A 25262-nucleotide genomic window follows, 5' to 3' on the forward strand; every position below is an offset into this window, starting at 1 on the left:
CCGGTTTCTTAGTTGTTCTGCTGAGGAGTGGATTCGCCATGGGGCGTATGCAGAAATTTTTTGCGGGCCGTGTTGAACTTAAGCAACGATCTGACCATCCGGAAAACGACCAGAGGAAATGTAGCCAGATCACGCAGGGAAAGTTTTCGCCAGAGATAACCGGGTACCGACATTAACAGGCTGATTACGAGTATGCCCAGCATAAAGCCATAGGCCTGCTGGAACTGAACGTTGGCCAGGAACAGGGTCAGCAGGAAACCAACCGTCAGAACAGCTAACAGCAGCGTTCGGGGTAAAACCAGGGCTTTGAGCAGGCCGTTGGCTGCGTGAAAATTCCCCCGAAGAAACTGGCGGATACCGGTCCTGAAAAATACCGATACAAACTGAATCTGAGCCGCAATCCACCGCGTACGCTGCCGTTCAAAAACGTCCAGATTCTGAACTTTCTCATCGTAGATAAACGCGTCTTTCAGATACGCAATGACCAGGCCGTCGACCATTAGGTTCATCTCCAGCTCCTTATCGTAGCCCCCAACGGTATGAATCCGGCTCATTGCCGATTTCATCGGGATAGGTTCAAAGGCCATACCTGAGCCAATCAGAGAGGCCGACAACCCCATTGCCCGCTGCCCGGCCCTAAAAATATGGTTATTGACCTCCTCGTTCATGGCATCCAGAACTGCCACACTGGTGTTGGTATTCTTAGCTACCCGGTGCCCCTGAACCGCCCGCCAGCCTTTGTCAAACGCCAGATTGATCCGGCTCAGAAAATCCGGGGCCATATGATTATCGGCGTCCGAGATCAATATTATGTCGTAAGCGTGGTCGGGAATTTGCGCCAGTGCGTAGGAAATGGATTTTTGAACCGTCGACTGTTCAAATGACACTTCAACGATCTTTATTGGATAATCTGCCAGTTTTTGCAGCGTAACCGGCTGGAAGGAATCGGCAATAACAAAGAGGTCGAACGACTGCCGGGGATAGTCCAGGCTAAGATTGGCTTGTACCGAGTCGATAATGACTTTATCTTCTTTATACGCGGGAATCAGAATGGCAATTCGTCGGTAACGCGTTGGCGGATTGGCCGGAGAAATATCATCACTGCCGGTAAAATGGCCGGCCAGGGCAAAGATAAACAGGTAAATAACATTAAAGAACAGGAACAGGCCAAGCGGAAGAAAGAAAAGGTACCCCAAAATGTCCATGCTGCAGTTGATAGGCTAAATCGTCTGTAATGATATAATTTCTGTAGGCAAGGTAAGTTAAATAAGCCGAATTGCTAAATCAAACCCCGTAACGAAAAAGGAAGCAGCAAGTCACATTAAATTTTACAAATTTGGTCATATCTTATTGTTTAATCATAATTTAATTGCTTAATTTAAGCAATAATAAACAATGGTTTTCAAACAGCCGATATCTGTATACAACGTCTCCACACTTATTCCTTTCTTCATCGGCGTATCTATTGAATAGCAATCTACCTGTCTGGTAGATGAATGTATTGTGCACATTTTAGTTTACACGTCTAAACTTTATTACTAGTCTCTATGAACGTACTTTTACCTGCCGTTTTCTTTTTATGGTCAATTGCCGGCTTATCCTATTCGGTAGCTCAAAAAACCCTGCCTGGTAAACTAGAAGCAGAGAGTTATGATGCTATGTATGGTGTCCAAACAGAAAATACCTCTGATGCTGGTGGGGGGCAGAATGTGGGCTGGATTGATGCGGGTGACTGGATGGATTACCAGGTGGTGGTGCCCGCCACCGGAAATTATACCTTTCGGTTTCGGGTTGCCAACAGCTACGGTGATGGTAAAATTGAAGTCCGAAATGCTGGGGGCGTGGCCCTGGGGCAACTTCCTGTTCCCCGTACGGGCGGGTGGCAAAGCTGGGTTACCATCAGCGCCATTATTCCACTCACTGCCGGAGCGCAAACGATTCGGATCTATGCTGTTCAGGGCGACTGGAATTTCAATTGGTTTGAGGTCAGCAGTGCCCGGCCCCTACCCGGTAAGCTGGAGGCCGAAAGCTACGATGCCATGTCGGGAATCCAGACGGAGGCTACTACCGATGCCGGCGGAGGGCTGAACGTAGGCTGGATCGATGCGGGTGACTGGCTCGATTATAACGTAATTATTGCTTCGACAGGAAGTTACCAGCTGAACCTGCGGGTGGCCAACAGTTACGGAAATGGGGTCGTTGAGATCAGAACGGCCACCGGCGCTGTTTTGGGGCAGGCCAGCATACCCCAGACAGGGGGCTGGCAGAGCTGGACCACCCTTAGTATTCCGGTGACAATCACCGCCGGCTCTCAGGTGTTGCGGGTGTATGCAGTACAGGGTGACTGGAACTTCAACTGGCTGGAGCTGGTACCGGTTAAATCCATTCCGGGTAAAATTGAAGCCGAAAACTACGATGCCATGTCGGGTGTTCAGACTGAGAATACGGCCGATGCCGGCGGAGGGCAGAATGTGGGCTGGATCGATGACGGCGACTGGATGGACTATAACGTGAGCGTAGCGTCGGCGGGAAATTACACCTTTAAATTCCGGGTAGCCAACAGCTACGGCAACGGTAAAATTCAGATCCGGAATGCAGGGGGGAGTATACTGGGGCAGGTTAGCGTACCGCAAACCGGGGGCTGGCAAAACTGGACCATCATCAGCACCATTGTCCCGCTGCCCGCCGGCTCTCAGGTGTTGCGCATCTATGCCGAACAGGGGGCCTGGAATTTTAACTACTTCGAAGCGTTTGCCGCCAAACCAATCCCCGCCAAACTTGAAGCGGAAGATTACGATGCCATGTTCGGAATCCAGACGGAGACCACCTCAGACGCCGGCGGGGGGCTCAACGTGGGGCGGATCGACGCCAATGACTGGCTTGACTTCAACGTCAGAACCACCACAGCCGGTACATATACCGTAAACTTCCGGGTAGCTAACGCCTACGGTAACGGGATCATTCAGCTTCGGGCAGCAAATGGGGCTGTGCTGGGGCAGGTTAGCGTTCCCCAAACCGGAGGCTGGCAGAGCTGGACTACTCTTAGCATGGTGGTCAGCCTGCCCGCCGGCGATCAGGTGCTGCGGGTGTTTGCCGTCAATGGCGACTGGAACTTCAACTGGCTGGAGGTAATTGGTGGCGGAACTCCGCCCCCTTCGCAAACGCAGTCGGTGATCACCTTCGGCGACCTGCCCGCTAAAACGGTGGGTGACCCCGCTTTTGACCTGGTCGCTACCAGCAATAATACCGCAACCCCAATTTCGTTTACCTCGTCCAATCCGGCTGTTGTATCGGTTTCCAACTCGACCGGAAGCTGGAAGGCTACAGTAGTGGGGGCGGGACCGGCTACGATTACGGCATCTCAGGCGGGTAATGCGCAGTTTATAACCGCAGAAGCCGTTTCGCGGAGCCTGACGGTGCAGGCAGCTCCGATCAATAATCCGCCGGTGGTTTCGTTCGGCGTTAAAATTCCTATCGACCCGAAGCGCTGGTACCAGCTAAACAATGTGAGCAACGGTCTGGATGGCTTATTCGACGGGCAGACCAATGTGCGGGTTGAAACCGGATGGGGTAAGATACTAAGTAACTTTGATGCGTATTATCCGCTGCTCGACGGCGAGGAAATGACCATCGAAGGAATTAAATTTTACGATGGAGAAGGCTCCATGCAGGATGCCCCCATGACGGTTTCAGTTATCACAAATCAATGGCAGCGGATTCCTATTGCCACATTTACGGGGCAGGAATACAATACCTGGGTTGGGCCCTATCCCAATCGCCCTACCACTGGTGACGCCCGGTTCAAGCTGGATACGCCCATATCAGGCGTCCGTTACCTGGTTATTAATGCATACTGGGGTTATCCCAACGAAATGGAGATTTACGGCTCCTATACGCCATCAAGCCAGACACCTACCCCGGCCCCGGCAAAAGCCATCAAGCTGAAAAATATGTTTGGGATCAATGCCTTTGAATGGGACTTTGAAGATGGCCAGAATCCGACGGTTATTAACGAAACCAAGCTTCAGGCCGTAAAAACGTTTACGGGTATCCGTCATTACATGGATTGGGAGAAGCTGGAATCCCAGCAAGGGAAATACACCTATAATCCGGTGCATAGCGGAGGCTGGAACTACGATATTATTTACGAACGCTGTAAAGCAGAAGGCATTGAAGTGCTGGCCGACCTGAAAACGATTCCCCACTGGATGCAATTGACCTACCCGGAGGCCGAGCGGGATGCTGAGAACGTACCGGTGCGGTACGGTAAAGACTATTCCGACCCCAATTCCTATATCGAGCAGGCAAAAGTGGCTTTTCAGTACATTGCCCGGTATGGTCATAATCCGGCTGTAAACCCGGCCCTGCTGAGCGTAAATAGTGCGCAGCGGTGGACCGGCGATGGCGTGAACACCGTTAAAATTGGCCTGGGCCTGATCTCCTATATTGAATGCGACAACGAGCGCGACAAATGGTGGAAAGGCAGAAAAGCCTACCAGACCGCCCGCGAATACGCAGCAAACTTATCAGCTTTTTATGACGGACACAAAAATACAATGGGGCCGGGCGTTGGGGTTAAAAACGCCGACCCGTCGGTGAAAGTCGTGATGGGGGGACTAGCCTCGGCCTATGCCGGTGCCGACTACCTGAAAGGGATGATTGACTGGTGTAAGGAGTTTCGGGGCTATCGGCCCGACGGCAGAATCAACCTGTGCTGGGATGTTATCAACTACCACCTCTATACCGATGATGCCAACTCTTCGCAGAGTGGAACCTCAACCAGGGGAGTGGCGCCGGAGGGATCATCTGCCGGCCGGATTGCCAAAGAGTTTATCGACGTTGCGCACGCACTGGCCGGCGATATGCCGGTCTGGATTACCGAAACCGGTTATGATGTCAATCAGGGGAGTCCGATCAAAGCCATTCCCATCGGTAACAAATCGGCGCTGCAAACCCAGGCCGACTGGATACTGCGGACGGCACTGTTTTATGCCCGTTTGGGGATCGAAAAAGTGTTTCTCTATCAGCTATACGACGATAACTTCCTGAGCCCGATCCAGTTTGGCTCGTCGGGCCTGATGAACCCCAACCATACCCGTAAACCGGCTGCCGATTACATTTACCAGGTCAACCAACTGCTGGGTGAGTACACCTACAGGCAGACACTCCACGCTGATCCGATTGTGGACCGCTACGAGTCGGGCGGAAAATCGGCGTATATACTGGTGGTTCCGGACGAAACCGGCCGAACTGCACAGTATACGCTGGATTTAGGCACCGCTACCCAAGCCAAAATCTACACCCCAAAAGCAGGTAGCAACACGATGGAGGTGCAGGAGGTAAATACGGTACAGGGGAAACTGACACTCACGGTAACCGAAACACCGGTGTTTGTAATTGCGTCGAACCAGACGCCCAACGGAGGGCGAACGGCTGTGGCTGCTGTCACTGAGTCGCAAGCCACCGAAAACGCCACAACCCCATTGGAGCAGTTGATTCGGGTGTATCCAAATCCTACCACCGATTATGTGTTGATCGATATTCCGGCCGACCGGGCGGAGGCTTTTGAACTCAGTCTGTTCGATGCCGGATTGGGTAAACAATACCGGCACCTCACGATTCACCCAACCGGAAGCAAGTCGACGTACAAGCTCGACGTGTCAGCCTTACAGGAGGGCATGTATCTGCTGGAAATAAGGAACGGGTCGGAACGAGTTATTCGTAAAGTTCTGAAAAGTCGTTGAGGCAAAACGTAAGGGTTGAAACAAAACAGGCAGTTCCGGACGGGCTGCCTGTTTTGTTTTAGTTGATACGCGCTTTATTGCCGGAAAGATGCAGGTCGTAATTGTATTTTAGCTGCCGATATACGGTTCTGAGCGCAACAATGAAAGGGTTCCGGCTTTGTTGACGCCAGTTGTTCCGGCTTACCGTGCTGGGCTCTTCCGGCGGATTCACCTGGTCGAACATGGCCCGGAAGTCGGTCAGGAACAGCCCCCGGCCTTTGTTCTTTATAAAGGACACACACATCAGGTATTCCGCTTTGTCGGATTTGATTCCTTCCACGTAGCGGCCAAACTTGTCCAGAAAATGGCTCCTCCGAAGGTGGGGGTGGTCGCTGTAATAGTAGATCTTATTGTAATCGAGGTACCAGGGCTGGTAAAGCATTTCGGAATATCCGTTGGCGTAGGGCCGTAAATACGGATAGGCGAAGTACGCGTAAAAGCGCACAATGTCCAGATCGGGCTCCTGCTGCATAAACCTTAGGGCATCGGTAAAATGCCGGGCAAACGCAGCTTTGGGGACGAAGTCTTCCTGAACATATAGGGTATAGGGGGTACGTACCGCGACCTGCCCCTTATTGAGGTTGTTGGCCAGGCCTTTGTTTTTGGGGGTCGTTATCAGCCGGAGCGGATAGGTCTCCGCCAGCGCCTGAACCACACTCAGGTGTTCGGGCTTGCTGCCGTCATCAGACACCACAATGTCTTCAAATGTACACTGAAGCCGGCTGAATGCGTCCAGTAGCCGCCTGAGCGAACTGCTTCGGTTGAAATGCGTAATCAGCAGGGTTACCCCCGGAAAATGCGTTGATGTTGGTTCCATTGAGAGTTTAATACGGGAGAATGGCTACTCGGTGAGCGTGGCTAATTCATAGCTGTTTTTGACAAGTCTGATTTTAAGGTAACCCCAGCGCAGCAGCAGAAACAAGGGGTTCCGGCTTTGCCGCCAGTCGCTCCGGCCGATGGTACTGGGTTCTTCGGGTGGGTTTAGCTGGTCGAACATTTCGCTGAACTGGTTCAGGAAAAGGCCGCGGGCTTTCTTTTTAATGACCGACAGGCACATCAGAAACTCGGTTTTGTCGGAATGAATACCCTCTGCATACCGGCCAAACTTGTCCGGAAAATGGCTCCTCCGAAGGTGAGGGTGGTCGCTATAGAGGTAAAATTTCAGGTGGTCGCTGTACCAAAGCTCTGGTTTGAAGATCATTTCCGAAAATCCCTTGCCGTAAGGTTTCAGGTAGGGGTAGCGGAAGTAGGCATAAAAACGCACCAGATCCAGACCTGGGTCCTGCTGCATAAACGCCAGCGCATCCGCAAAATGCCGGGCAAACGACGCTTTAGGCACAAAATCCTCCTGAATGTACAGGGTATAGGGGGTTTGCACCGCATCCTGCCCTTTGTTGATATTGTTGCCGAGACCCTTATTGACTGGGGTTGTAATCAGCCGGAATGGGTAGGTTTGCGCGTATTGCCGGACCAGCGTCAGATGGTCCGGCTTACTGCCGTCGTCCGAAACGACGATGTCTTCAAACGAACAACCGAGCTGCCGGAACGTTTCCAGTAACCGTTTAAGGGAGCTGCTTCGGTTGTAGTGAGTGACCAGTAGGGTGACACCGGCAAAGTGGTTGTTCATAGGGTTTACGAGGTATCAGTTGGTATAACGTTCTGCCTTAGCGAATCAGCAGGACCTGCTTCCTGCTGATAAATTGTTGGGGTGGTCCGGTATTGTCAGCGTGTTCAAAGGTTGCTTTTACGGCGTATATACCGCCCTCACAAGGCTGCCCCTGGTAGGTGCCATCCCATTTGTGGTCGAGGGTGTTACTGACAAAAATAACGGTGCCCCAGCGGTTATATATCGTCAACATATAGGTCGCTATGTCCTGCCCGATAATATCCAGGGCGTCATTGATTCCGTCGTTATTAGGCGTAAACGCATCCGGAATGAAGAGCCGTGGATACCGGCACTGCCCGCACTGAATTACCTGTAGGTCGTCGAGTACAAAATCATTCCCGCATCCTCCCAGTTCGTTGTTGATAAAGCGGATCAGTACTTCGCCGGTGTCGGCAGGCACCGAAAAGGTAAACGAAAACGGGTACCAGACCGGTGATTTCGTACGCTGGATCGTCCCGGTACTGAATGTCCGGAGGATGGTCCCATCCGGCATCACCACCTGAAGGGTCAGGTTGGGATTATGCGGAACCAGGATACCGCAGGTACCGGGGGGCATCTCCAGATTGAGGTTCAGAAGCCAGAACGAAAACTCATACGTAGCCGATTGGCATACGGCCGGCAGGGGCTGCGTAAAGATTTCGCCTATGTAGGCTGCGTTCAGTACCAGCATATTACCGTTTATGTCGCCCGGCGTGTGGTCTTGCGGCACATCATGCCAACTGTTGGTATAACAGGAGCCGCTCACCGCCGGCTGAATGTTGTACTGGCCATCGTTGGGGCAACGATCCGTCACCAGATCGTAGCGGGTCTGACTGGCCAGCGACGGCCGGTTTGATCCGCTGCCGAACGTTTGGGTGAACACCACCGTGGCTGAACCATTCCGGCAAAACTGCCCGGCTGCGATCTGCGTCCACAGCAGCAGGATCAGCATCCGGATCGTTAAAAAGAGGCTGTTGCCTGTGGGTGTGCTGCTGAGATTCTGCCATCTGAACATAGGCAGGCTGCAATTACGGGTTGGTGGTGTCGTCGGTTTTCGGGGTGGTGTAGGCCCCCATCTCCCGGATGGTTTTCCAGACACGATTGGCAAAGGCTTTTCCCAGGCTACCGTCGGCCATCAGCCGGCGGTCACTGGTCCATACCCGCGCATCCGGATGCGTTACGCGCACCGTCCGGCCTTTTCCCTGCTGCTGGAGCGATAAGGCCATCCAGCCATCTTCGCACCGGCCCGACGGGGGCGGGGCTATTCCGGCGGCTATCAGTTCGGCTACCGAGCCCTCCCGACCCGAGTCCAGCAGAAAGCCCCCTACCGCCAGGGCGTCGGTCCGGCGAAACGAAAAGTTAAATCCGTACACATTCAGGTACGCCTTGTGCCGGTTCCGAATGCTGTTGACCAGATAAGCCGCTTTTTCGTACCCCATCAGCGCCAGCCGCGATGAGGTAGGCCCCGGCAAAAAAGAATACAGCCCGTAGGCACAGCCGACCGCAGGGTCTCTAAGAGGATTCGTAATAGTCTCTGCCCAACCGGCCGGATACAGGCAGTCGGCATCTGCGTTTGCCTGTATCCGGCCGCGGGCGGCTTCCAGTCCAGCCTGACGGGCGTTGGCAACGCCGGGCCGGGTTTCCAGGATGGAGCGAACTCCGCAGCGGTCGAGCAGGTCCTGCGTACGGTCTTTTGAGTTATTATTTACCACCAGAATTTCAGTGGGTACGCTACCGCGCTGGTCAGCCAGCGAGGAGAGCATATTCAGAATGCTGGCTTCTTCGTTATAGGCCGGTATCACAATAGAAATCGCCGGGTTTTCCGGGCTGAACCGGGCCAGGCGTGCCCGGAGATCCACCAGAAGTGGTTCCGGAAGCTTGTCCGGATTGTACGTAAAAAGATGCTTGTTTAGCCAGTTGGGTAACATCAGTCCATTCTTCAGTTAACGGCGAAACGCTTTGATTTCGGCCAGCGACAGTTTATACCTCAGGGTAAGTCCAACAAAGACCAGACCGCCCAGGGCAATCTGGACAAAAAGATGGATCGGGCCTTCGTGGCCAAATGCCAGTTTATACAGCGCTATCAGGCCCACCATCAGCAAACAGAAGGTGAGCGGTTTCAGGATATTCGCAACGAAATCCCTGAAGAAACTGCCAATCAGCGAGTGCGCCATAAAGAAATTGATCACCAGATTGATGATAGTGGCCGTCAGGAAAGCCAGCGCTATACCAATGACCCCCCAGTATTTACCGAACACAAACAGCAGCGGTATCTTAACCGCCAGCGTAATCAGATTCAGGTAGAAAAGCAGGTTGGGCTTTCCTTTGGTGAATGCCAGGGTAAACAACGGATGCGCCAGACAACTGAAAAAGCTTTGAAACACGAAAATCTTAATCAGGGGCAGCGTTGGCTCCCAGCCGGGGCCGTACACCAGCGGTACCAGACCATCGGCGGTGATAAACAGGCCGGCCAGCAGCGGGAGATTCAGGTAGCTGATAAGATCCAGAATTTTAATATACGAACGCTTTAGTTCCGACGCATCTTCTTTCATTTTTGCCAGAATCGGATACGCTACCTGTAAAATGATGGGGTTAAGTTTGGTGATGGGGAAAACGGCCAATTGGTAGGCAACGGTATAATACCCCAGGGGTTTAACGCCCAGTAGTCCTCCGATGATAATATTGTCGGAGTTGCCCTGGATAAAGCCGAGTAAGCCGTCACCTACGTTATACACCCCAAACCGGATATGCTCTTTAATGAGGCCGAAATTGAAATAAAACTGGGGCGTAAAGAGTTTTCGCCCAAACAGGATCTGAAGCGCAGTACGAACTGTGTGCATCGCCAACTGCCCGTATATCAGGGAAAATTCGCCGTGACCGTTGTAGGCCAGTGTTATGGCTACGGCAGTGCCGACCACGGCCCCCGAAATTTCCATGATGGCTATTTGCCTGAACTGCAGCTCCTTCTGCATAAGAAACAGATAGAGCTGCCCGAAATAAATAATCAGAAAGTATAAGGACGCTAATTTGACAACCGGATCGAGCCGGGGTTCTTTATAATACGCTATAATGAGGGGTGCACTCAGGTAAACGAGCGCAAAAATAAACACCCCCATCATCAGGCTCAGGATGTAGAGGCTCGATAATACCTTTTTATCATCTTCCTGTTTGTAGATGATCGAGTTTGAAAAACCAAGGTTGCTGAAGATGTAAAAAAAGTTGATGATGAGCGTACTTACGCTGACCAGGCCAAAAGCGGCCGGGTCTAGTATACGCGCCAGAATAGTTACCTGTACAAACTGAAAAATCGTGGATACGGCCGTGGAAACAGTGATCCACTTGCCTCCGCTGATCGCTTTCTGTGCATTACTCATGAAAACAGGCCTGACGTTTAGGTCTACAGATTAGCTGCTTAGCGTTCATGTTGGGGTGATCGGGTGCCTTGTAGTTCCAGCAGCCGTTCGGGCTTGCCCGGCCTCAGGTTGAAATCGGCCCGGCTGGGCGCATCAATAAAGTCTTTGCTTACCCGGTTCAGCACCGTAAGAATAGCGGGACTGGCCGACTTCATGTACATAGCCAGGGCTAGTTTTTCGGCCCGCTTCCAGGTGCTGTCGGCGTCGATTACCAGCGTCGAAACCGAGCTTTGGTTCACCAGGTAGAGCGGAATCGGACTGCTGATCAGCGCCGGGAGTTCAAGAATAATTTTGTCGTATTGCATAGGCTTGAACTGAAAATCGGGGAGGAGCAGCTCATCAATACCCGCCATATTCATAAAATCCGTCCGTAAGGTATACGGCAGGAAGGTCACGTTGTCCTGTTCGAATTTATGGTCCGCGTTGGAGGTTCTGGGATAGCAGTAAGCCACCCGCTGACCGGTTTCTGCATACAGCCGGGCAAGCCCATGCGCAAGCCAGGTTTTGCCTTGTCGGGTTCGAACACTAAAGAGAGTGATGATCGGCGGATGTGGTTTATCGATGGCCCGGATAATGTCAATATTGATGGCGCTGGCTAGCTGTTCCAGCATACTCAGGGCGGTTCGGCTCTCTTTGGAATCCACCGAGAATTTGCGGACTACCGGAAACAGGGCCACAACCGGGCGCCCAGTTATTCGCTCTGCCTGCTCCGGGGTGGTGATCCGCTGATCCAGCCAGAAGCGGAGGGCGGTTAACAGCAGCGCCAGAAATAAACCGATCGCCAGACCAACGGCTACGAACACCCACCGCTTCGACGATTCGGGCCTGAACGGATAGGTAGGCGGGTCGAGCACCTTCAGGCTCCGGTCGATGGCGATGTCCTGCCGGTGAGCGCGGGCCTGGTTCAGATTTTCGGTTAAGGAAAAATATTCTTTTTCAGCCACGGAGAGCTCACGGGTCAACTGCCGAAGCTGGGATTGCAGGGGGCTTAGGGCGGCTACCCGGGCTTCGTATTCGTCCAGCCGTTTTCTGAAAACCGTCAGGCGGGCCGTTGATTCTTCCAGCGCAATAACTTTTGCCAGCCATTCGCTCAGTAGAGCCTCCTGGGGTACGGACTCCGGCGAATCGCCCGCAGCGTAGTACTTGCGGGCTGTGGCCCGTAACTCCTCCGATACCTGCGTAACGCGTGCCTGTAGCCGATCGATCACGGGCCGGGGCTGATTGTTGGCCTGCGCATTGATCAACTGGGTTTCAGCAGCACTCAATTCGGCCTGCTTGTTCGAGATTTCGGTGTTGATGGCCAGCAGGTTACCCCGTTGTCCCATCCGGCGGTTCAAAGCATCGAGTGATGCGCGGGCGGCCCGGTTCTTCATCAACTCTTCGTTGTAGTTGTTGGTGAAGGTTTCGCGGGTAAACGCCATATTCTTGGTCTCTTCGTCGAAATTAATGATCTGGTTCTGCACGTTAAACGCGCGCAAGCGGCCTTCCGCCTGATCCAGCCGCTGCCGGGCCTGCCCGGCTTTTTCTTCGTAATACTGGATAACCGGGCTGGTTTCGGCGCTCCGAAGCGAGGTGTAATTCTGGTTTAGCAACCGGATGGCATTACTCAGGGCCTGCTGGGCCACAGCCGCATCATCCGACTCAAAGGCCATATCGAGCATATCGCTGGAGTTTTTGCGGTTTGCCCGCAGATTTTTCGAGATATACGCTACGGAATAATACGAAGTAGGCTGCTGTACCAGGGATTTTACGGGATTTAAACCTTTGCTTCGCGATAAGGCATCGAGTTTCTGGTGGAGGCTGGCCGAGTCGGTACCGGCGGTAAGGTTCCGGCGGTAAGGGGCGGGTATGGCCTTTTGCAATCTCTGAAAACCAGGGCTGGCCAGGACCAGGGTGTCCGGCTGCTCCAGCCGCAGGTGCTGTTCCAGCAGACTAATGCCGACATGGTGCAGGGTCTGGCGTGCGTTTAAGGTAGTCAGCAGATTATCGAAGGCGTTAACTACGGAGGAATAATCCATATATCCATCCGTCTGGTCGGACTTCAGGTTATAACCAGATGCAATACCTGTATATACGGTAGCCTGTGAGGTGTATTTTTTGGTTTCCTTACTGGTCAGAAAAAAGACCGTAACGGCAGTAAGGAGTGGCAGAAGTATGAACCAGAGCAGATTCTGCCGGAGTACGCGAAAAAACACTTGAATTGTCATTCGGGTAGATTATTTACGTCTTAATTCCGTAAGCGGTACGCCAACCAGGGCTTCCAGATTGAAAAAGTTCTTCAGCAGTTCACCCTTGGCTTCCTCAGACGATGATTTTGCGATCGAATACCGGTTGCTGACGTTAGCCAGAACGTTCGGGTCTATTCTGCGCTGTTGAAATTCTACTTCAGCAATCTGCAGGGCTGCCAGTGAGTTACGCTCATCCTGTAACCTGACTTTCAGAATACGCTGGGCCGTCAGCAGGTTCTGGTAAACGTCTATCAGCTCACGTTTGACCTGCAACTCGATTCCCTCCCGGCGGATAACGGCGGCTTCCTGATTAGCTTTGTACTGGCGCATATAATGGGGTCGCCCGAATACATCATATAAATTAACCTGAAGGTTGACCCCCACCCGGTAGCCGTTGGCAATCTGCCCCAGCGCTTCGGTGCCGGTATTGTTGGTTGAAACAATTGCCTGGTCGCCGGTAGAGTATAAAGCAAAGCCGCTCAGACTTTGCAGAATCTGATACTTTGATAACCGGTAAATGGCCTGTTGCGACTCGGAGACTTTGGCTTCGTACCGGACGAGTGGCGAGAAAGATACGGCAAGCTTAACCAGCTGTTCAAACGGGATAAGCTGGGCCGCTACATCCTGGTTGAAGTCGAAATAAACAGTGTCTGGCCGTGCCGTTACCACCGGATTACCTGCCGATGGCCGGGCCGCAGGAGTTGATTGACTGAAACAAAGAAAAGGAGAAAAAACGACGCCAAAACACAGGCAATAGGTACGCAAAAATTTTTGCTGCTCCTGCCTGTAAAAACGAGTTGTCATATTTTGTGAAATGGGAACATTATGCATAAAAATACAAAAAAACAGTTTATTTTGACGCGAGATGTCAAAAGTATTTTCATCTCTTTCCTTAAAGCCGATAATCATGTTTATCTATAGGTTATTGGCCAAAGTTTAACAGGATTTAAATTCGGTTTCGATGCGCACTACACTCGATGACCTCTATTTTGTCATTACCTCCCGACAGCCCTGGGAAGAGAAGAATCTGGGCAGCAACATTCGGGATATGGCCCGCTGTCTGTCGCAAACCTATAAGGTTCTGTTCGTGAATGATCCTATGGATTGGGCGGCTGCCGTGTCGAAGAAATCCGGCCGGGCAGCTCTCCGCAACGAATTTTTGGCTACCCATAACGGCCAGCATCTGATAGAGGTGGCCAACAATCTCTGGGTGCTGAATCCGAAAAGCGTCCTGGGTTCCTATAACTGGCTCCCCGATAATTTCATTTACGACTGGTTCAATAGGCAGAATGCCTCGCGGCTCGCGGCAGAGATCCGGTCGGCTGTAAAGCAATTGAACTGGCCGTCGGTTGTGTTGCTCAACGACAACGATATGTTGCAGGGCTTTTACCTGAAAGAATTGGTAAAACCTGCCCTGTACGTTTATTACCTCCGCGACAATTTCCTGGCCGTCAATTACTGGAAGCGTCATGGCGAACGGCTCGAACCGGCCCTCATGCAAAAGGTTGATCTGGTAGCCAGCAATTCAATTTACCTGACCAACCAGGCTGCCCGGTATAACCCGAATTCGGTGTACATCGGGCAGGGCTGCGATCTTACCTTGTTCAAACCAGCGTCGGGGGACGTAGCGCCGGCCGATATTGCCCGGATTCCCAGCCCCCGGATCGGATATGCAGGTGCGCTGACGGGACTGCGGCTCGACGGTGACCTGATTGAAGCCATTGCCCGTCGCCGGCCCGACTGGCAGGTGGTGCTGATTGGTCATGCCGATGATTCTTTTCCAAAGGAACGGCTGGATGCGTTGCCGAATATTACCTTTTTGGGTTCAAAAAAACCGGCCGACATTCCGCCCTATCTGGCGGCTATGGATGTGCTGATAAATCCGCAGATCCTGAACGAAGTCACCATCGGCAACTACCCCCGCAAGATCGACGAATACCTGGCCATGGGAAAGCCGGTCGTGGCGTTTAAAACCGAAACCATGTCGCTGTTCGAAAACCATGTGTACCTGGCCGGCGGTATCGATCAGTTTATTACCGGAATCGAGGAAGCGCTCACCGGCCAAGAATTGTCGACCCCGCAGGCGCGCATCGCGTTTGCGCACGAGCATACCTGGGAGAACTCGGTTGGTGCACTGGTCAGCGAGATTACCAAACGGCTGGCAGCTCAGCCCCAAACTACCTAATACCGTGGATATTAAGGCGTACATAGATGACCGGCCCGGTCTTAAGCGATTTATACACTGGATGCTTATTCCAGCCGGACAGGCCCGGCCGCGCCGTTGGGTGAGCTGGTTCGTCAATCCGTTTGTGCATAAGCGGCACCGGACATCGGCCATTCGCTCGTCGGTGAGGCTGGATGTGCTGCCGTTCAATGCCTTCACCCTGGGCAGACACAGCACCATCGAGTCGTTCTCGGTGGTGAACAATGGAGTCGGGCCGGTACTGATCGGGGATAACTGTACAGTCGGCATTGGAGCAGTTTTGATTGGTCCGGTCAGCATTGGGTCCGATGTGATCATTGCCCAGCATGTAGTGATGTCCGGACTGAATCACACCTATACCGATATTCAGCGTTCAATCCGGGAGCAGCCAGTCACCACCCGCCCGATTGTTATTGAAGAAGCCTGCTGGATTGGGGCCAATGTAGTAATAACGGCGGGCGTTACTATCGGCAAACATTCGGTAGTAGCCGGCGGAAGCGTTGTTACCCGCGATGTGCCGCCCTATTCGGTAGTGGGCGGCAACCCGGCCCGAATGCTGAAGCAGTATAATGCTGCAACGGGCGAATGGGTAAAACCGCCGGCCTCATCGGCGGTTAACCTACCATGAGGCCGGAACCTGTTCCGCATTCGGCTTCCGGACCGGCGTATCCCAGCGGTCGCAACTGGTAAACAGGATGGAACTGATAAAGACAATGGAACTGGTCGGAAACTGGCCGATGACCGGATTCGAGTACCCCATCACCGCTACGCCCGTAAATTCGGCAATGAATAAATACATCATGGTCCTAAGCCAGGGATCGTTCAGGTGCCATATCTTGTAAGTGCCAATGCCGATAATGGCTAAAAGCATCAGGATGTAAAGGGTCAGACCGACAATACCGGTTTCGATCCACAGTTCGACGAACCAGCTATCGGGCGGAATCTGGGCGGCAAAATGGTCAGGCGAGAAACGGGCTCCGGCATCACCGGACGTGCCGATACCGGCCCCGAACGGCAGATGCTGCAGGTAGTTGGCTAATTTTTGCTGGTTTTCGAGCCGGACCAGGAAGGAAGCGTCCTCCAGCGGACGCAAGGCTGTTCTGATCCTGAAAATCTGGTAGTTATCGTTTCCGATATTGGTGTACAGGAGTATACCTAGCAGAACGGCGGCTGCTCCGCCACCGGCCAGAATTTTGGTGAAATCACGCTTCAGCAAGAGGTAAAACGGGTAACCGGCCAGCAGAATGAACAAAGCACTACGGGTACCGGACACCGCATACCCCCAGAAGTAAATCAGGATCAGGACCAGATAACCCAGCCGGGATATCCACTGTTTACGCTCCAGCAGCAGGATCAGACAGATCAGCGACACCCCGGCCATTTCGGCCCCGAACTGAGAGGCATCGGAGTAAAAGGAAAAACTACGCAGATGCCCGAATAAGAGGTGGGTTTTCGCCCCGAAGGTGTCAAGCCATAGTTGTTCGCCGGGGGTCAATCCAATATACTGTTGTTTAAAGGCCCAGAGCGCTGCCAGCAGCGACCAGATGAGCCAGGTTCTGAGCAGGATAACCATATCGGAGCGCTGGATAGGCGTGACCAGCATAATAAATCCTACAAAAAACCAGTGCAGCGAAAACGGACGGGCATGAATAAGCCAGGCTTGTTTGTTCGGGGCCTCCGGGTTAAACAACTGGAGCAGTGTATACATGAACCAGATGCTGAGCAGGTAAAAGGTAGGGTGGTTGAGTCGGTGCCATTCCATCCGTTTCCCGTTCAGCACCACACTTAAGGCTGTAAGTACCAGAATGCCGTCGACAATAACCCCAAACGGAAAATCGATCTGGGCAAAACGCCCCAGCACATTAATCAGAAAACTGTACTGCAGGTATACCAGCATCCCAAAACGGGGTTCCAGCAGGATCCCGATCAGGACCAGCAGCGCCAGCGGGAGCATGACCACCACCGCCGAACCAACATACCCGGCCGTGGCAATCAGGAAGCCGGCCAGTAAGGCCCCGGCGATTCCTACTGAACCGGTTATCCAGAAACGCCCCTGCCGTACCTCCGAAATCAGTGAATTTGCCATACTGCTACCAATTACCTTACACGTTTATCGGCACACTGTCGGCCCGGCGTACCTTTTCCCAGGCTCCGGATTGCTTACCGCGCAGGTACCGAACCAGTCCTGCTATGGCACAGACATTCATAAACGTAAAATAAAACGGAACGAAAAAAAGCTTCCACCGCATCTGCTTGTTCTCCAGCCAGTACCCAATCGCTGCGGCTCCGTAAAACAGGCATTGACCTATCAGCAGACCAATCCATACCGTTCCGGCCGGCGTCGGGTGGCTGAGCGCCTTGCCGGCCAGCCAGCCGTTTGCGAGAAAAATAAGGGGCAGGCAAAACGGGGCAACCGCCCAGCGCATTACCCGGTGCGAGATGTACTCGAACGTAAGCAGCCCATACCGGAAGGGGTTGAGCAAGTAGGTTAGCCGGGCAATGGACTGGAAACCGCCGGCGGCAATTCTGACCTTACGTTTCTGCTCGTCTTTGATTGAGAACGAAGGCGCTTCCAGTGCGTATGCGTCAGGTTCATAGGCGACCCGGTAGCCCTTTCCGGCAATGCGCAGCGAGATGATAAAGTCGTCGAGGATCGTATCCGTCTCCGTGTGTTCGTATAAGGCAGTCCGGACGGCAAACAGTTCACCGGCTGCGCCCACAATGGTTTTCAGATCTGAGTCGAGTCGTTTCAGAAACGATTCGTACTTCCAGTAAAGGCCTTCACCCGAACCGGCGGCCGATTCACTCTGCTGCGTGGCTATCCGTTTCTCGCCGGCTACTGCCCCTACCGTGGGATCATAAAAGTGCCGCACCAGGTGACTGACCGCCTTAAGATTCAACTGGGTATTGGCGTCGGTGAAGATCACAATGGAGGTTTTAACGCGATCCATAGCCCGGTTCATGGCCGCCACTTTCCCGTACCGTTCCGTTCCGCCCATCACATCGATCAAGCCGGCGTAATTGGCCCGGAGGAATTCGGCAGAGCCGTCGGTTGATCCTTCGGTAACCACCAGAATATGCAGCCGGTCTTTCGGATAATCCTGAGCCAGGGAGTTAGCGACCTTATCCACCAGGATAGAGCGCTCATTATAGGCCGGAATGATTAGGGTGACATCAGGCGTAAAGCGCTCATCAAACTGAGTTTTCCGGCGTTCCCGCATACGCACCAGCAGCCAGACCACCAAACCGTAGCCAAAGTAGGTGTAGAAGACCAGCGCAATACAACTAATGAAAATGGTTTCCATAGGGTATCAACGGGATCGGGCGACCACCGGAGCCGGCTTGGTAGCGGGCTGCCAGGCCTTGTTTCTAATATTCCAGACAATGGCATTTTTCAGGGCTTTCAGGTATTCGGCCTGTCCGCGAACCAGGAAAACCAGTGCGGCTTTGGGCAGCGCAATGCCAAAATAATACAGGTAAAAAACAAATAACGGTAATCCGGTTACAGTCCGGCGCATAAAAAGCAGCCGGTTCCGGATATGGTAATATTCTTTCAGGGGGTTGGCTTTCCCAACGCTCATTGATTCTTTATGGAAAATGAGGGCTTGCGGCTGATAATAAATGGTAAAGCCGGCCCGCCGAATGCGGGCCGACCAGTCCAGTTCCTCGTAATACAGAAAAAAGATTTCATCCAGGGAGCCGGCCTGCTCCAGAACCCGCCGGCTCACCATCATGGCTGCGCCGTGAGCAAAAGGCGTAGGTCCGGGTTGGTCGTACTGACCCAGATCCGTTTCCTGCAGGCCAATGGCCCAGGTACGGCCGGTAAATTTATTCAGCGGGTGGTAGCCCGCATACTGAATTACGGTAGGATGGTCAAAAAACCGAATCTTAGGACAGGTAACGCCTACAGTCGGGTCTACGGAAAACGGCAGCAGGAGTTGGTCGATCAGGTCGGGCGTAACTTCCGTATCATTGTTCAGGAAAAAAAGGTATTCGCCGTTGGCGTACTGAACACCCAGATTGTTGCCACCCGAAAAGCCGAGATTTGTGGGGCTGACCACCACCCTTACTCCTGGATAATCGCCGGCTACAACAAGATCGGTTGGGTCTTCTTTTGACGCATTATCTACAACAATTACCTCAAAGTTAGGGTAGGTAAGCCGGCGGGTCGATTCCAGCAGCTCACAGGTAACCCGGGCCTGGTTGTAATTGATCGTAATGAGGGAAACAAGCGGAAACTCACCTATACGTTCTCCTTTTGCCATACTGCTTTTACCGTTTTAAGCAGGATAATCAGGTCCGTGCGTAGCGAATATGTTTTAGCGTACAGAATGTCGAGCTGAATCCGCTCCTGATCTGAAACTTTGCGGGTGCCCCGCTTGGTAACCTGCCAGAGGCCGGTAAGCCCGGCCGGAGCGGCAAAACGGCGGGCGTATCCGGAGGCCGTCAATTTTTCCGCTTCGTAGGGTGGCAGCGGCCGGTTCCCCACAAATGACATATCTCCTTTGAGGATATTGAACAACTGAGGTAATTCATCGATGCTGGTGTTGCGCAGAAATTTACCCAGACGTGTCACCCGTGGGTCTTCCTTAAATTTCATGAACATGGCCTTCTCGCGTTTCTGCTGTTGATACAGTTTTTCGCAGACCTGCTTGTCATCGAGGAAAAGTGGTCGTTGACAAGCTGTTTGATTGGCCCGGCAGACGTCACAGCGACCGTCGCTCAGGCCAACCCGTGCCGTTTCTTTATTGTACATGTTCTTGGAGGCCATGCTCGACAGCATTTTATCGGCATCGGTCCGCATGGTCCGGAACTTATACATATCGAAAATTTTGTAACCGGTACCGACCCGCTTGGAACTGTAAAATATCGGCCCTTTCGAATCCAGCTTGATCAGGATGGCCACAATGATCAGGAGGGGCGACAGAAAAAGCAGGACTGTAACCGAAACCGCTAGATCAAACACCCGTTTACCGACCGGCATCCAGATGGGGGCCCCCTTGTTCGGATGGCCAACGCTTTGTTCGTAGTCCCGCTTTTTAACCAGGTACGACAAACGCGTCCGTAAATTCTCAATCGAATAATCGGGCGGAAAAATATCGATCACATGATCGCCAAAGGGGCGGTTTTTAAGGTCAATCTCCGATTGGGTCGAAATCAGAATTACCTGAAGTTCCTGTAAATACACCTTTGACTGAATTTTCCTGAAAAAGAGCTGACTATCGAGCTGGTCATTGAAAATAACCAGGTCGATCAGATGGTTAGCCTCCAGATACCGGAGGGCTTCCTGAGGATCTGCCTTTACCGAAATCGTAACCAGATTGCCAAAAGCAGCGGTGAATGTTTCGGCTTGTCTGGAGTCGTTTTCGACGTATAAGACCTGAAAAGTTCGTTTGTTTGCCGCAGCCACGGTTTTTCGCTGTTTATTGGTGAGGTGCCGTTAGTTATAGTTTTCGCCGGAGCGCACACCGTATTGTATTTAAACTCGCTAAGAATTTACAAGCCGGATGCCGCTCCTGCGCAAAACCGCCGTGATCTTAGCTTTGACCTCCAGGGGATTGAACGGTTTGGTCATATAATCATCGGCACCTAGTTCCAGGCAGGTGATCCGGGTGTTGCTGTCTTCAAAGGTTGATAAAATGATGATGGGCAGCTTCGCAAACAGGGGGCTGGACCTGACCGTCCTGATTAATTCACGACCATCCATATGAGGCATCTGAAGGTCAGTAACCAGAATATCGACCGGGTTCCCTTTTTCAAGCCACGACATAGCTTCAATGCCATTTACCTGGGTGCTGACCTCAAACTCATCCTCCAGCGCATGACGCAACACTTTTCTGATAAACGGATCATCTTCGGCAATAAGAACGTGAAATCGATTCTTCATATACACAGATGTTTTAGTAGGTTTTTACGGTACTAAATCGCTATTTCAGTTTACATGTTTTAAAATAAATAATCTATTAGCCAAAATTATAACATTTAAGTATATATAATCAAGAAAATGTAAAAATTATGTTTCTGAACCATTGTCAGTTGTTTCTTCTATCAACTTGTTAGTTGTCTCCCGAATAGCCTCTTCAACCGAGTGGGATTTCCGCAGATCACTTGCTTTCTGGGTTAAATTGGCCATTGTACAATAATGTTTATAGAGAATATCGAGTTCTTCGTCAGTTAGGTTCTCGGCCGCAACCAGTCGGTTACTGGCTCCTTTGGTAGCCGCAATCAGCTCGTTTAATTTTAACTGGACCGATTTTGATTCTTTATTCTGGGCTTTCTGAATAACGAACACCATCAGAAAGGTTACAATCGTGGTGCCCGTATTTATCACTAACTGCCAGCTTTCCGAATACCCAAAGAGCGGGCCGGTGATCGCCCAGATAATAACGGCGAGCAGGGCCAGTATACATGCGGTTGAGGTGCCGGTTGCTTTAGCGACACCGGAGGCAAAGCGCTCGAAAAATGAGGTTGTTGCCTGATGTTCTCCTTCCATAGTTCACAAACGTTAAGTCAATTATTCTTTATAACCATGAAAAGCCAACTATGTCCTTGCCTGTATACTAATCCGCCTGCTTTTGTCGGGCAGGCCTGTAAACGATACGGGAGGCTAAAAAACAAACCCGCCATCATATGACAACGGGTTGTAAGGCATATACTCAACGTTATGAAAACACTCTATCGGTCTGTTACGGGGGCGGAAACACCGGCTTGCCATTATCTCCGGTTGTTTGTTTCAAAGGTACAGCCATTAGCGAAGGGCTAGATTGAGACCCCATTAAAAAGCAGCCCCTTTTGGTTAAAAATTCATGAAAAGTAGCTTGTAAACCGCGAACTACTGCTGGCGTAGTCAGAAGTAAGCATCCAGAAAATCATGCGCAAGTTGTTCCGCCAACCGATTCCACTCTGCATAGTTGGCAGGTTTGATAAGGAAGCCGGTGGCCGCATTATCGAGAGCCTTGAAATGGCCTGTCGGATTGGCATCTGACGAGAGCAGGAACATAGGTACCCGAAAATACCGGGAGCTCCGGCGTATTTCTTCGACCACATGAATACCGTTATCCAGGGGCATATGCCAGTCGACCAGAATTAGTGAAGGCAGTTGATCGGTTTGGCAGAGAAAATCAATGAGCGTTTGACTATTGGTAAAGGTTTGGACGAGGCAGGAGGGTCTGAGCAATTCAAAAACGTGCCGAATCAGAAATAAGTCTTGATCATTATCGTCCACAGCCAGTATAAGCGGGGGCCGGGTCATAGTCAGTACAGCGTAAATAAGGGCATAAATATAAGATTTTCTGTCAATTAGCTTATGTGATCTAAAAAAATTACCGAATAGGTACGCTGAATGACGTTCCGGTGCTGGAACGTCATAACAGGAAAAACCTCGACAAGTAGGGAAAAAGAAAAAGGGAAGTAACAAAAAAGCCCTGAAATCAGGGCTTGCGGTAGCGGGGAGCAGGATCGAACTGCCGACCTTAGGGTTATGAATCCTACGCTCTAACCATCTGAGCTACCCCGCCGTTAAGTAGTGCAAAAGTAGCAAAAAATACCGCTTGCGCAACGGGAGAGCGTTGATTTTCGTTTTTTTTTTGCTTTACCTTTGCTGCATACCCATTAAATGTCCTGACATGGAGAAGTATAAGTTTGTTGCGGAATATGAGTTGCGGGCATCGCCTAAAATGCTTTTCCCGTACATTAGTACGGCATCCGGCTTATCGCAGTGGTTCGCTACCAAAGTCAACGTGCTACCCGACCATAAGTATGATTTCTACTGGGATAACGAAAGTCACCCCGCGCGGCAGGTTTCCCTGCGGCAGAACAAAAGTGTTCGGTTTGAATTTCTGGATACCGGTGAGAACGGTTCCGATAATAATTATATTGACTTCCGGGTTGATGTCAGCGAACTTACTCAGTCGACCTTTCTGCGGGTCACTGACTACTCCGCCAACTCGGATGCCGACGAACTTAAATCGCTCTGGAACGGTTTGTTAGAGAAGCTGAAAGAGATTGTTGGAAGTTAAATGAAGAAAGTAGATAAGCTGGTTATCAAATCGTTTTGGGGGCCATTTGTGCTGACGCTCTGTGTGGTCATCTTTATTTTCCTGATGCGGCTGCTGATGTTCTATGTCGACCAGTTTGTTTCCAAAGACATCAACCTGGCTACTTTTGGTCAAATTCTGTTTTACTTTTCGCTGAATACGGTTCCGGTTGCCCTGCCGTTGGCCGTGCTGCTGTCGTCGCTGATGACCTACGGTAACCTGGGCGAATACTTTGAACTGACCGCCCTGAAAAGCGCCGGTATTTCGCTGACCAGGGCCATGCAACCCCTGCTGATTGTGGCCATCGGTATTAGTCTCTTTTCGTTCTGGTTCAACAATAAAGTAGCCCCCTGGGCCAATCTGAAAGGCTACAGTCTCCTGTACGATATTAAAACCGCCAAAGCGTCGCTGAATCTAAAAGAAGGCATTTTTTACAATGATCTGCCCGGCTACAGTATCAAGGTAGACAAGAAAATGCCTGATGGCGTGACGCTGAAAGGGCTGGTGATTTACAAACACCCGACTACGGGCATTGAAACGGGTAACCGGGAAATTATTCTGGCCGATTCCGGTAAGATGTACACCGACGCGGACAAAACCTATCTGGTGTTTGAACTCTATGACGGCAACGATTATCAGGAATACGGTGAGCCGGGCCGGGTCTCGTATACGAGTACCGGTACCCTGGCCCAGCCGGCCCAGTTTCTCCGCAATGCGTTTCATCATTATAAACTGGTCGTGAGTTTAGAGTCTTTTGGGATTAAACGGACAGATGAGGATCAGTTTCAGTACCACGAGTATATGAAAAACCTCAGTCAGCTGGTATCCCAGACCGATTCTCTGAAGAAAGATCTCAAACAGTCCAGTTTAAGCGTAGCCGGTACTTCGCGGCAATACTTCACGTATCAGTTTAAGTCAGATGCGGCTCCTCCTCAGGTAAAAAAGGTTGAGGCTGGTACCTGGGTAGATTCGGTGCTGGCAAAACACCCATTCCGGCTTATGGAGCTGAAGCAGACGGCTTTGGGTCAGGCGCAGAATCTGCTGTCGCATGCTTCGTCAAACGTGTCCTACCTGATTGAAAAAGAAAAAACGGTTTTCCGGTACGAGCTGGAAACTCACCATAAATTTACCCAGGCTATTTCGGTTTTTATTATGTTTTTGATTGGGGCACCGCTAGGTGCCATTATTCGGAAAGGCGGCTTTGGCTTACCCGTATTGGTGTCGATTATCTTTTTCATTTTATTATACGTGCTCACCCTGACCGGCGATAAATACGCCAAAGATGGCCTGGTATGGGTGCCGGTAGGAGCCTGGATGGCCAACGTAGTCCTGTTTCCGATTGGCCTCTATTTTATGCGGCAGGCCCGGCACGACTCCCGGCTGTTCGACAAAGATGTGTACACCATCGCGCTGGAGCGGCTAAAGAAACGGTTGATGAAGGCGGTTTGACGTTAAAAAGGCGAAGCAACTTTAAACGGCACCGGCCGCCCGGCTCAAACTTCAAACGCCCATATTGGCATTTGGCCGTAAAATTCACTATCTTTGCGGCTGCTAAATTTTTTATGTAACAAACGCTGTCTGCAGATGTATTTAACGACCGAAAAAAAGCAGGAAATTTTTTCTAACCAGGGTTTCCAGAAACAAGCAGGAGATACTGGTTCGGCCGAATCCCAGATTGCGCTGTTCACGTACCGGATCAATCACCTGACCGAACACTTAAAAGTTCATAAGCATGATTATAGCACCCGTATGGGCCTGCTGAAACTGGTAGGTAAGCGCAGAAGACTGTTGGATTACCTGATCAAAAAGGATATTAATCGGTACCGTACCATTATTGCCGAGCTGGGTATCCGAAAATAACCAGCCATTCGTATCGGGGAGCTCTGCATTGGGTTCCCCGATTTTTGCATTCCCATGCAGGTGGTGAACGCGGACGAAAACAGGAATAAGTCAG

General features: G+C 51.6%; 21 protein-coding genes and 1 tRNA gene. 6 read left to right on the forward strand and 16 right to left on the reverse strand.

What is annotated here, in order from left to right:
* Positions 1 to 8: 8 nt before the first annotated feature.
* On the reverse strand, positions 9 to 1205 hold the full coding sequence (locus tag ABD931_RS16750; protein ID WP_345268976.1) for a glycosyltransferase family 2 protein: 1197 nt from the start codon (positions 1203 to 1205) through the stop codon (positions 9 to 11).
* Between the two features lie 342 nt (positions 1206 to 1547).
* Between ABD931_RS16750 and ABD931_RS16755 the strand changes: the two genes are divergently transcribed.
* Entirely contained in the window at positions 1548 to 5744 is a 4197-nt protein-coding gene (locus ABD931_RS16755) for a carbohydrate-binding protein (protein WP_345268977.1), read from the forward strand.
* A 58-nt stretch (positions 5745 to 5802) separates the two neighbouring features.
* Here ABD931_RS16755 and ABD931_RS16760 read toward each other — a convergent pair whose 3' ends face one another.
* The 7 genes from ABD931_RS16760 to ABD931_RS16790 are packed head-to-tail and all read right to left on the reverse strand — an operon-like array spanning position 5803 to position 13873.
* The gene (locus ABD931_RS16760) at positions 5803 to 6600 is read right to left on the reverse strand and encodes a glycosyltransferase (protein ID WP_345268978.1); all 798 of its coding nucleotides are present in this window, start codon (positions 6598 to 6600) and stop codon (positions 5803 to 5805) included.
* Between the two features lie 24 nt (positions 6601 to 6624).
* A complete protein-coding gene (locus ABD931_RS16765) occupies positions 6625 to 7410 on the reverse strand; it encodes a glycosyltransferase (RefSeq protein ID WP_345268979.1) in 786 nt (261 codons plus the stop codon).
* A 37-nt stretch (positions 7411 to 7447) separates the two neighbouring features.
* Positions 7448 to 8443: a T9SS type B sorting domain-containing protein gene (locus ABD931_RS16770; protein ID WP_345268980.1), complete on the reverse strand. Its 996-nt coding sequence runs from the start codon at positions 8441 to 8443 to the stop codon at positions 7448 to 7450.
* A gap of 13 nt (positions 8444 to 8456) precedes the next feature.
* Positions 8457 to 9356 (reverse strand): glycosyltransferase family 2 protein, encoded by a 900-nt coding sequence (locus tag ABD931_RS16775; RefSeq protein WP_345268981.1) that lies wholly within the window; start codon positions 9354 to 9356, stop codon positions 8457 to 8459.
* A gap of 15 nt (positions 9357 to 9371) precedes the next feature.
* Positions 9372 to 10802, reverse strand: coding sequence for an MOP flippase family protein (locus ABD931_RS16780; protein ID WP_345268982.1), 1431 nt, complete (start codon positions 10800 to 10802; stop codon positions 9372 to 9374).
* A 38-nt stretch (positions 10803 to 10840) separates the two neighbouring features.
* Positions 10841 to 13048, reverse strand: a complete 2208-nt coding sequence (locus ABD931_RS16785) for a GumC family protein (RefSeq protein ID WP_345268983.1) — start codon at positions 13046 to 13048, stop codon at positions 10841 to 10843.
* Between the two features lie 9 nt (positions 13049 to 13057).
* The gene (locus ABD931_RS16790; RefSeq protein ID WP_345268985.1) at positions 13058 to 13873 is read right to left on the reverse strand and encodes a TolC family protein; all 816 of its coding nucleotides are present in this window, start codon (positions 13871 to 13873) and stop codon (positions 13058 to 13060) included.
* A gap of 157 nt (positions 13874 to 14030) precedes the next feature.
* On the opposite strand from ABD931_RS16790, the gene ABD931_RS16795 reads away from it, so the two are divergent.
* Positions 14031 to 15254: a glycosyltransferase gene (locus tag ABD931_RS16795; protein ID WP_345268986.1), complete on the forward strand. Its 1224-nt coding sequence runs from the start codon at positions 14031 to 14033 to the stop codon at positions 15252 to 15254.
* A gap of 61 nt (positions 15255 to 15315) precedes the next feature.
* Positions 15316 to 15900 (forward strand): acyltransferase, encoded by a 585-nt coding sequence (locus ABD931_RS16800; protein ID WP_345268987.1) that lies wholly within the window; start codon positions 15316 to 15318, stop codon positions 15898 to 15900.
* Here the strand turns inward: ABD931_RS16800 and ABD931_RS16805 are convergent.
* From ABD931_RS16805 to ABD931_RS16840, 8 genes are all read right to left on the reverse strand, one after another.
* Positions 15892 to 17358, reverse strand: a complete 1467-nt coding sequence (locus ABD931_RS16805) for an O-antigen ligase family protein (RefSeq protein ID WP_345268988.1) — start codon at positions 17356 to 17358, stop codon at positions 15892 to 15894. The two genes, ABD931_RS16800 and ABD931_RS16805, sit on opposite strands and share 9 nt — an antisense overlap.
* Before the next feature lie 16 nt (positions 17359 to 17374).
* Positions 17375 to 18577 (reverse strand): glycosyltransferase family 2 protein, encoded by a 1203-nt coding sequence (locus ABD931_RS16810; protein WP_345268989.1) that lies wholly within the window; start codon positions 18575 to 18577, stop codon positions 17375 to 17377.
* Positions 18578 to 18583: 6 nt separating this feature from the next.
* Positions 18584 to 19537 carry a glycosyltransferase family 2 protein gene (locus ABD931_RS16815; protein WP_345268990.1) on the reverse strand — a complete coding sequence of 318 codons (954 nt, stop codon included), beginning with the start codon at positions 19535 to 19537 and terminating at the stop codon, positions 18584 to 18586.
* On the reverse strand, positions 19516 to 20682 hold the full coding sequence (locus ABD931_RS16820) for a sugar transferase (RefSeq protein WP_345268991.1): 1167 nt from the start codon (positions 20680 to 20682) through the stop codon (positions 19516 to 19518). The genes ABD931_RS16815 and ABD931_RS16820 overlap by 22 nt, the downstream gene beginning before the upstream one ends.
* Positions 20683 to 20760: 78 nt before the next feature.
* On the reverse strand, positions 20761 to 21159 hold the full coding sequence (locus ABD931_RS16825; RefSeq protein WP_345268992.1) for a response regulator: 399 nt from the start codon (positions 21157 to 21159) through the stop codon (positions 20761 to 20763).
* Between the two features lie 126 nt (positions 21160 to 21285).
* Positions 21286 to 21765 (reverse strand): low affinity iron permease family protein, encoded by a 480-nt coding sequence (locus ABD931_RS16830; RefSeq protein ID WP_345268993.1) that lies wholly within the window; start codon positions 21763 to 21765, stop codon positions 21286 to 21288.
* 354 nt (positions 21766 to 22119) lie between these two features.
* Positions 22120 to 22524, reverse strand: a complete 405-nt coding sequence (locus tag ABD931_RS16835) for a response regulator (protein WP_345268994.1) — start codon at positions 22522 to 22524, stop codon at positions 22120 to 22122.
* Positions 22525 to 22715: 191 nt separating this feature from the next.
* Positions 22716 to 22789 (reverse strand) — tRNA-Met (locus ABD931_RS16840).
* Between the two features lie 108 nt (positions 22790 to 22897).
* On the opposite strand from ABD931_RS16840, the gene ABD931_RS16845 reads away from it, so the two are divergent.
* From ABD931_RS16845 to rpsO, 3 genes are all read left to right on the forward strand, one after another.
* The gene (locus tag ABD931_RS16845; RefSeq protein WP_345268995.1) at positions 22898 to 23290 is read left to right on the forward strand and encodes an START-like domain-containing protein; all 393 of its coding nucleotides are present in this window, start codon (positions 22898 to 22900) and stop codon (positions 23288 to 23290) included.
* Positions 23291 to 24757: an LptF/LptG family permease gene (locus ABD931_RS16850; RefSeq protein ID WP_345268996.1), complete on the forward strand. Its 1467-nt coding sequence runs from the start codon at positions 23291 to 23293 to the stop codon at positions 24755 to 24757. It abuts the gene before it with no gap.
* 135 nt (positions 24758 to 24892) lie between these two features.
* Complete coding sequence (rpsO, locus tag ABD931_RS16855; protein ID WP_345268997.1) at positions 24893 to 25168, forward strand: 30S ribosomal protein S15; 276 nt, start codon at positions 24893 to 24895, stop codon at positions 25166 to 25168.
* Positions 25169 to 25262: the final 94 nt, after the last annotated feature.

The sequence above is a fragment of the Nibrella viscosa genome (assembly GCF_039541875.1).
Taxonomy (GTDB): domain Bacteria; phylum Bacteroidota; class Bacteroidia; order Cytophagales; family Spirosomataceae; genus Nibrella; species Nibrella viscosa.

Bases quoted from the DNA above. Each gene is read 5' to 3' on its own strand.
- ABD931_RS16780 (WP_345268982.1), bottom strand. From the start codon at position 10,802: ATGAGTAATGCACAGAAAGCGATCAGCGGAGGCAAGTGGATCACTGTT.
- ABD931_RS16795 (WP_345268986.1), top strand. From the start codon at position 14,031: ATGCGCACTACACTCGATGACCTCTATTTTGTCATTACCTCCCGACAG.
- ABD931_RS16805 (WP_345268988.1), bottom strand. From the start codon at position 17,358: ATGGCAAATTCACTGATTTCGGAGGTACGGCAGGGGCGTTTCTGGATA.
- ABD931_RS16850 (WP_345268996.1), top strand. From the start codon at position 23,291: ATGAAGAAAGTAGATAAGCTGGTTATCAAATCGTTTTGGGGGCCATTT.
- ABD931_RS16815 (WP_345268990.1), bottom strand. From the start codon at position 19,537: ATGGCAAAAGGAGAACGTATAGGTGAGTTTCCGCTTGTTTCCCTCATT.
- ABD931_RS16770 (WP_345268980.1), bottom strand. From the start codon at position 8,443: ATGTTCAGATGGCAGAATCTCAGCAGCACACCCACAGGCAACAGCCTC.
- ABD931_RS16835 (WP_345268994.1), bottom strand. From the start codon at position 22,524: ATGACCCGGCCCCCGCTTATACTGGCTGTGGACGATAATGATCAAGAC.
- ABD931_RS16760 (WP_345268978.1), bottom strand. From the start codon at position 6,600: ATGGAACCAACATCAACGCATTTTCCGGGGGTAACCCTGCTGATTACG.
- ABD931_RS16775 (WP_345268981.1), bottom strand. From the start codon at position 9,356: ATGTTACCCAACTGGCTAAACAAGCATCTTTTTACGTACAATCCGGAC.
- ABD931_RS16845 (WP_345268995.1), top strand. From the start codon at position 22,898: ATGGAGAAGTATAAGTTTGTTGCGGAATATGAGTTGCGGGCATCGCCT.
- ABD931_RS16755 (WP_345268977.1), top strand. From the start codon at position 1,548: ATGAACGTACTTTTACCTGCCGTTTTCTTTTTATGGTCAATTGCCGGC.
- ABD931_RS16785 (WP_345268983.1), bottom strand. From the start codon at position 13,048: ATGACAATTCAAGTGTTTTTTCGCGTACTCCGGCAGAATCTGCTCTGG.
- rpsO (WP_345268997.1), top strand. From the start codon at position 24,893: ATGTATTTAACGACCGAAAAAAAGCAGGAAATTTTTTCTAACCAGGGT.
- ABD931_RS16790 (WP_345268985.1), bottom strand. From the start codon at position 13,873: ATGACAACTCGTTTTTACAGGCAGGAGCAGCAAAAATTTTTGCGTACC.
- ABD931_RS16765 (WP_345268979.1), bottom strand. From the start codon at position 7,410: ATGAACAACCACTTTGCCGGTGTCACCCTACTGGTCACTCACTACAAC.
- ABD931_RS16825 (WP_345268992.1), bottom strand. From the start codon at position 21,159: ATGAAGAATCGATTTCACGTTCTTATTGCCGAAGATGATCCGTTTATC.
- ABD931_RS16750 (WP_345268976.1), bottom strand. From the start codon at position 1,205: ATGGACATTTTGGGGTACCTTTTCTTTCTTCCGCTTGGCCTGTTCCTG.
- ABD931_RS16830 (WP_345268993.1), bottom strand. From the start codon at position 21,765: ATGGAAGGAGAACATCAGGCAACAACCTCATTTTTCGAGCGCTTTGCC.
- ABD931_RS16800 (WP_345268987.1), top strand. From the start codon at position 15,316: ATGCTTATTCCAGCCGGACAGGCCCGGCCGCGCCGTTGGGTGAGCTGG.
- ABD931_RS16810 (WP_345268989.1), bottom strand. From the start codon at position 18,577: ATGGAAACCATTTTCATTAGTTGTATTGCGCTGGTCTTCTACACCTAC.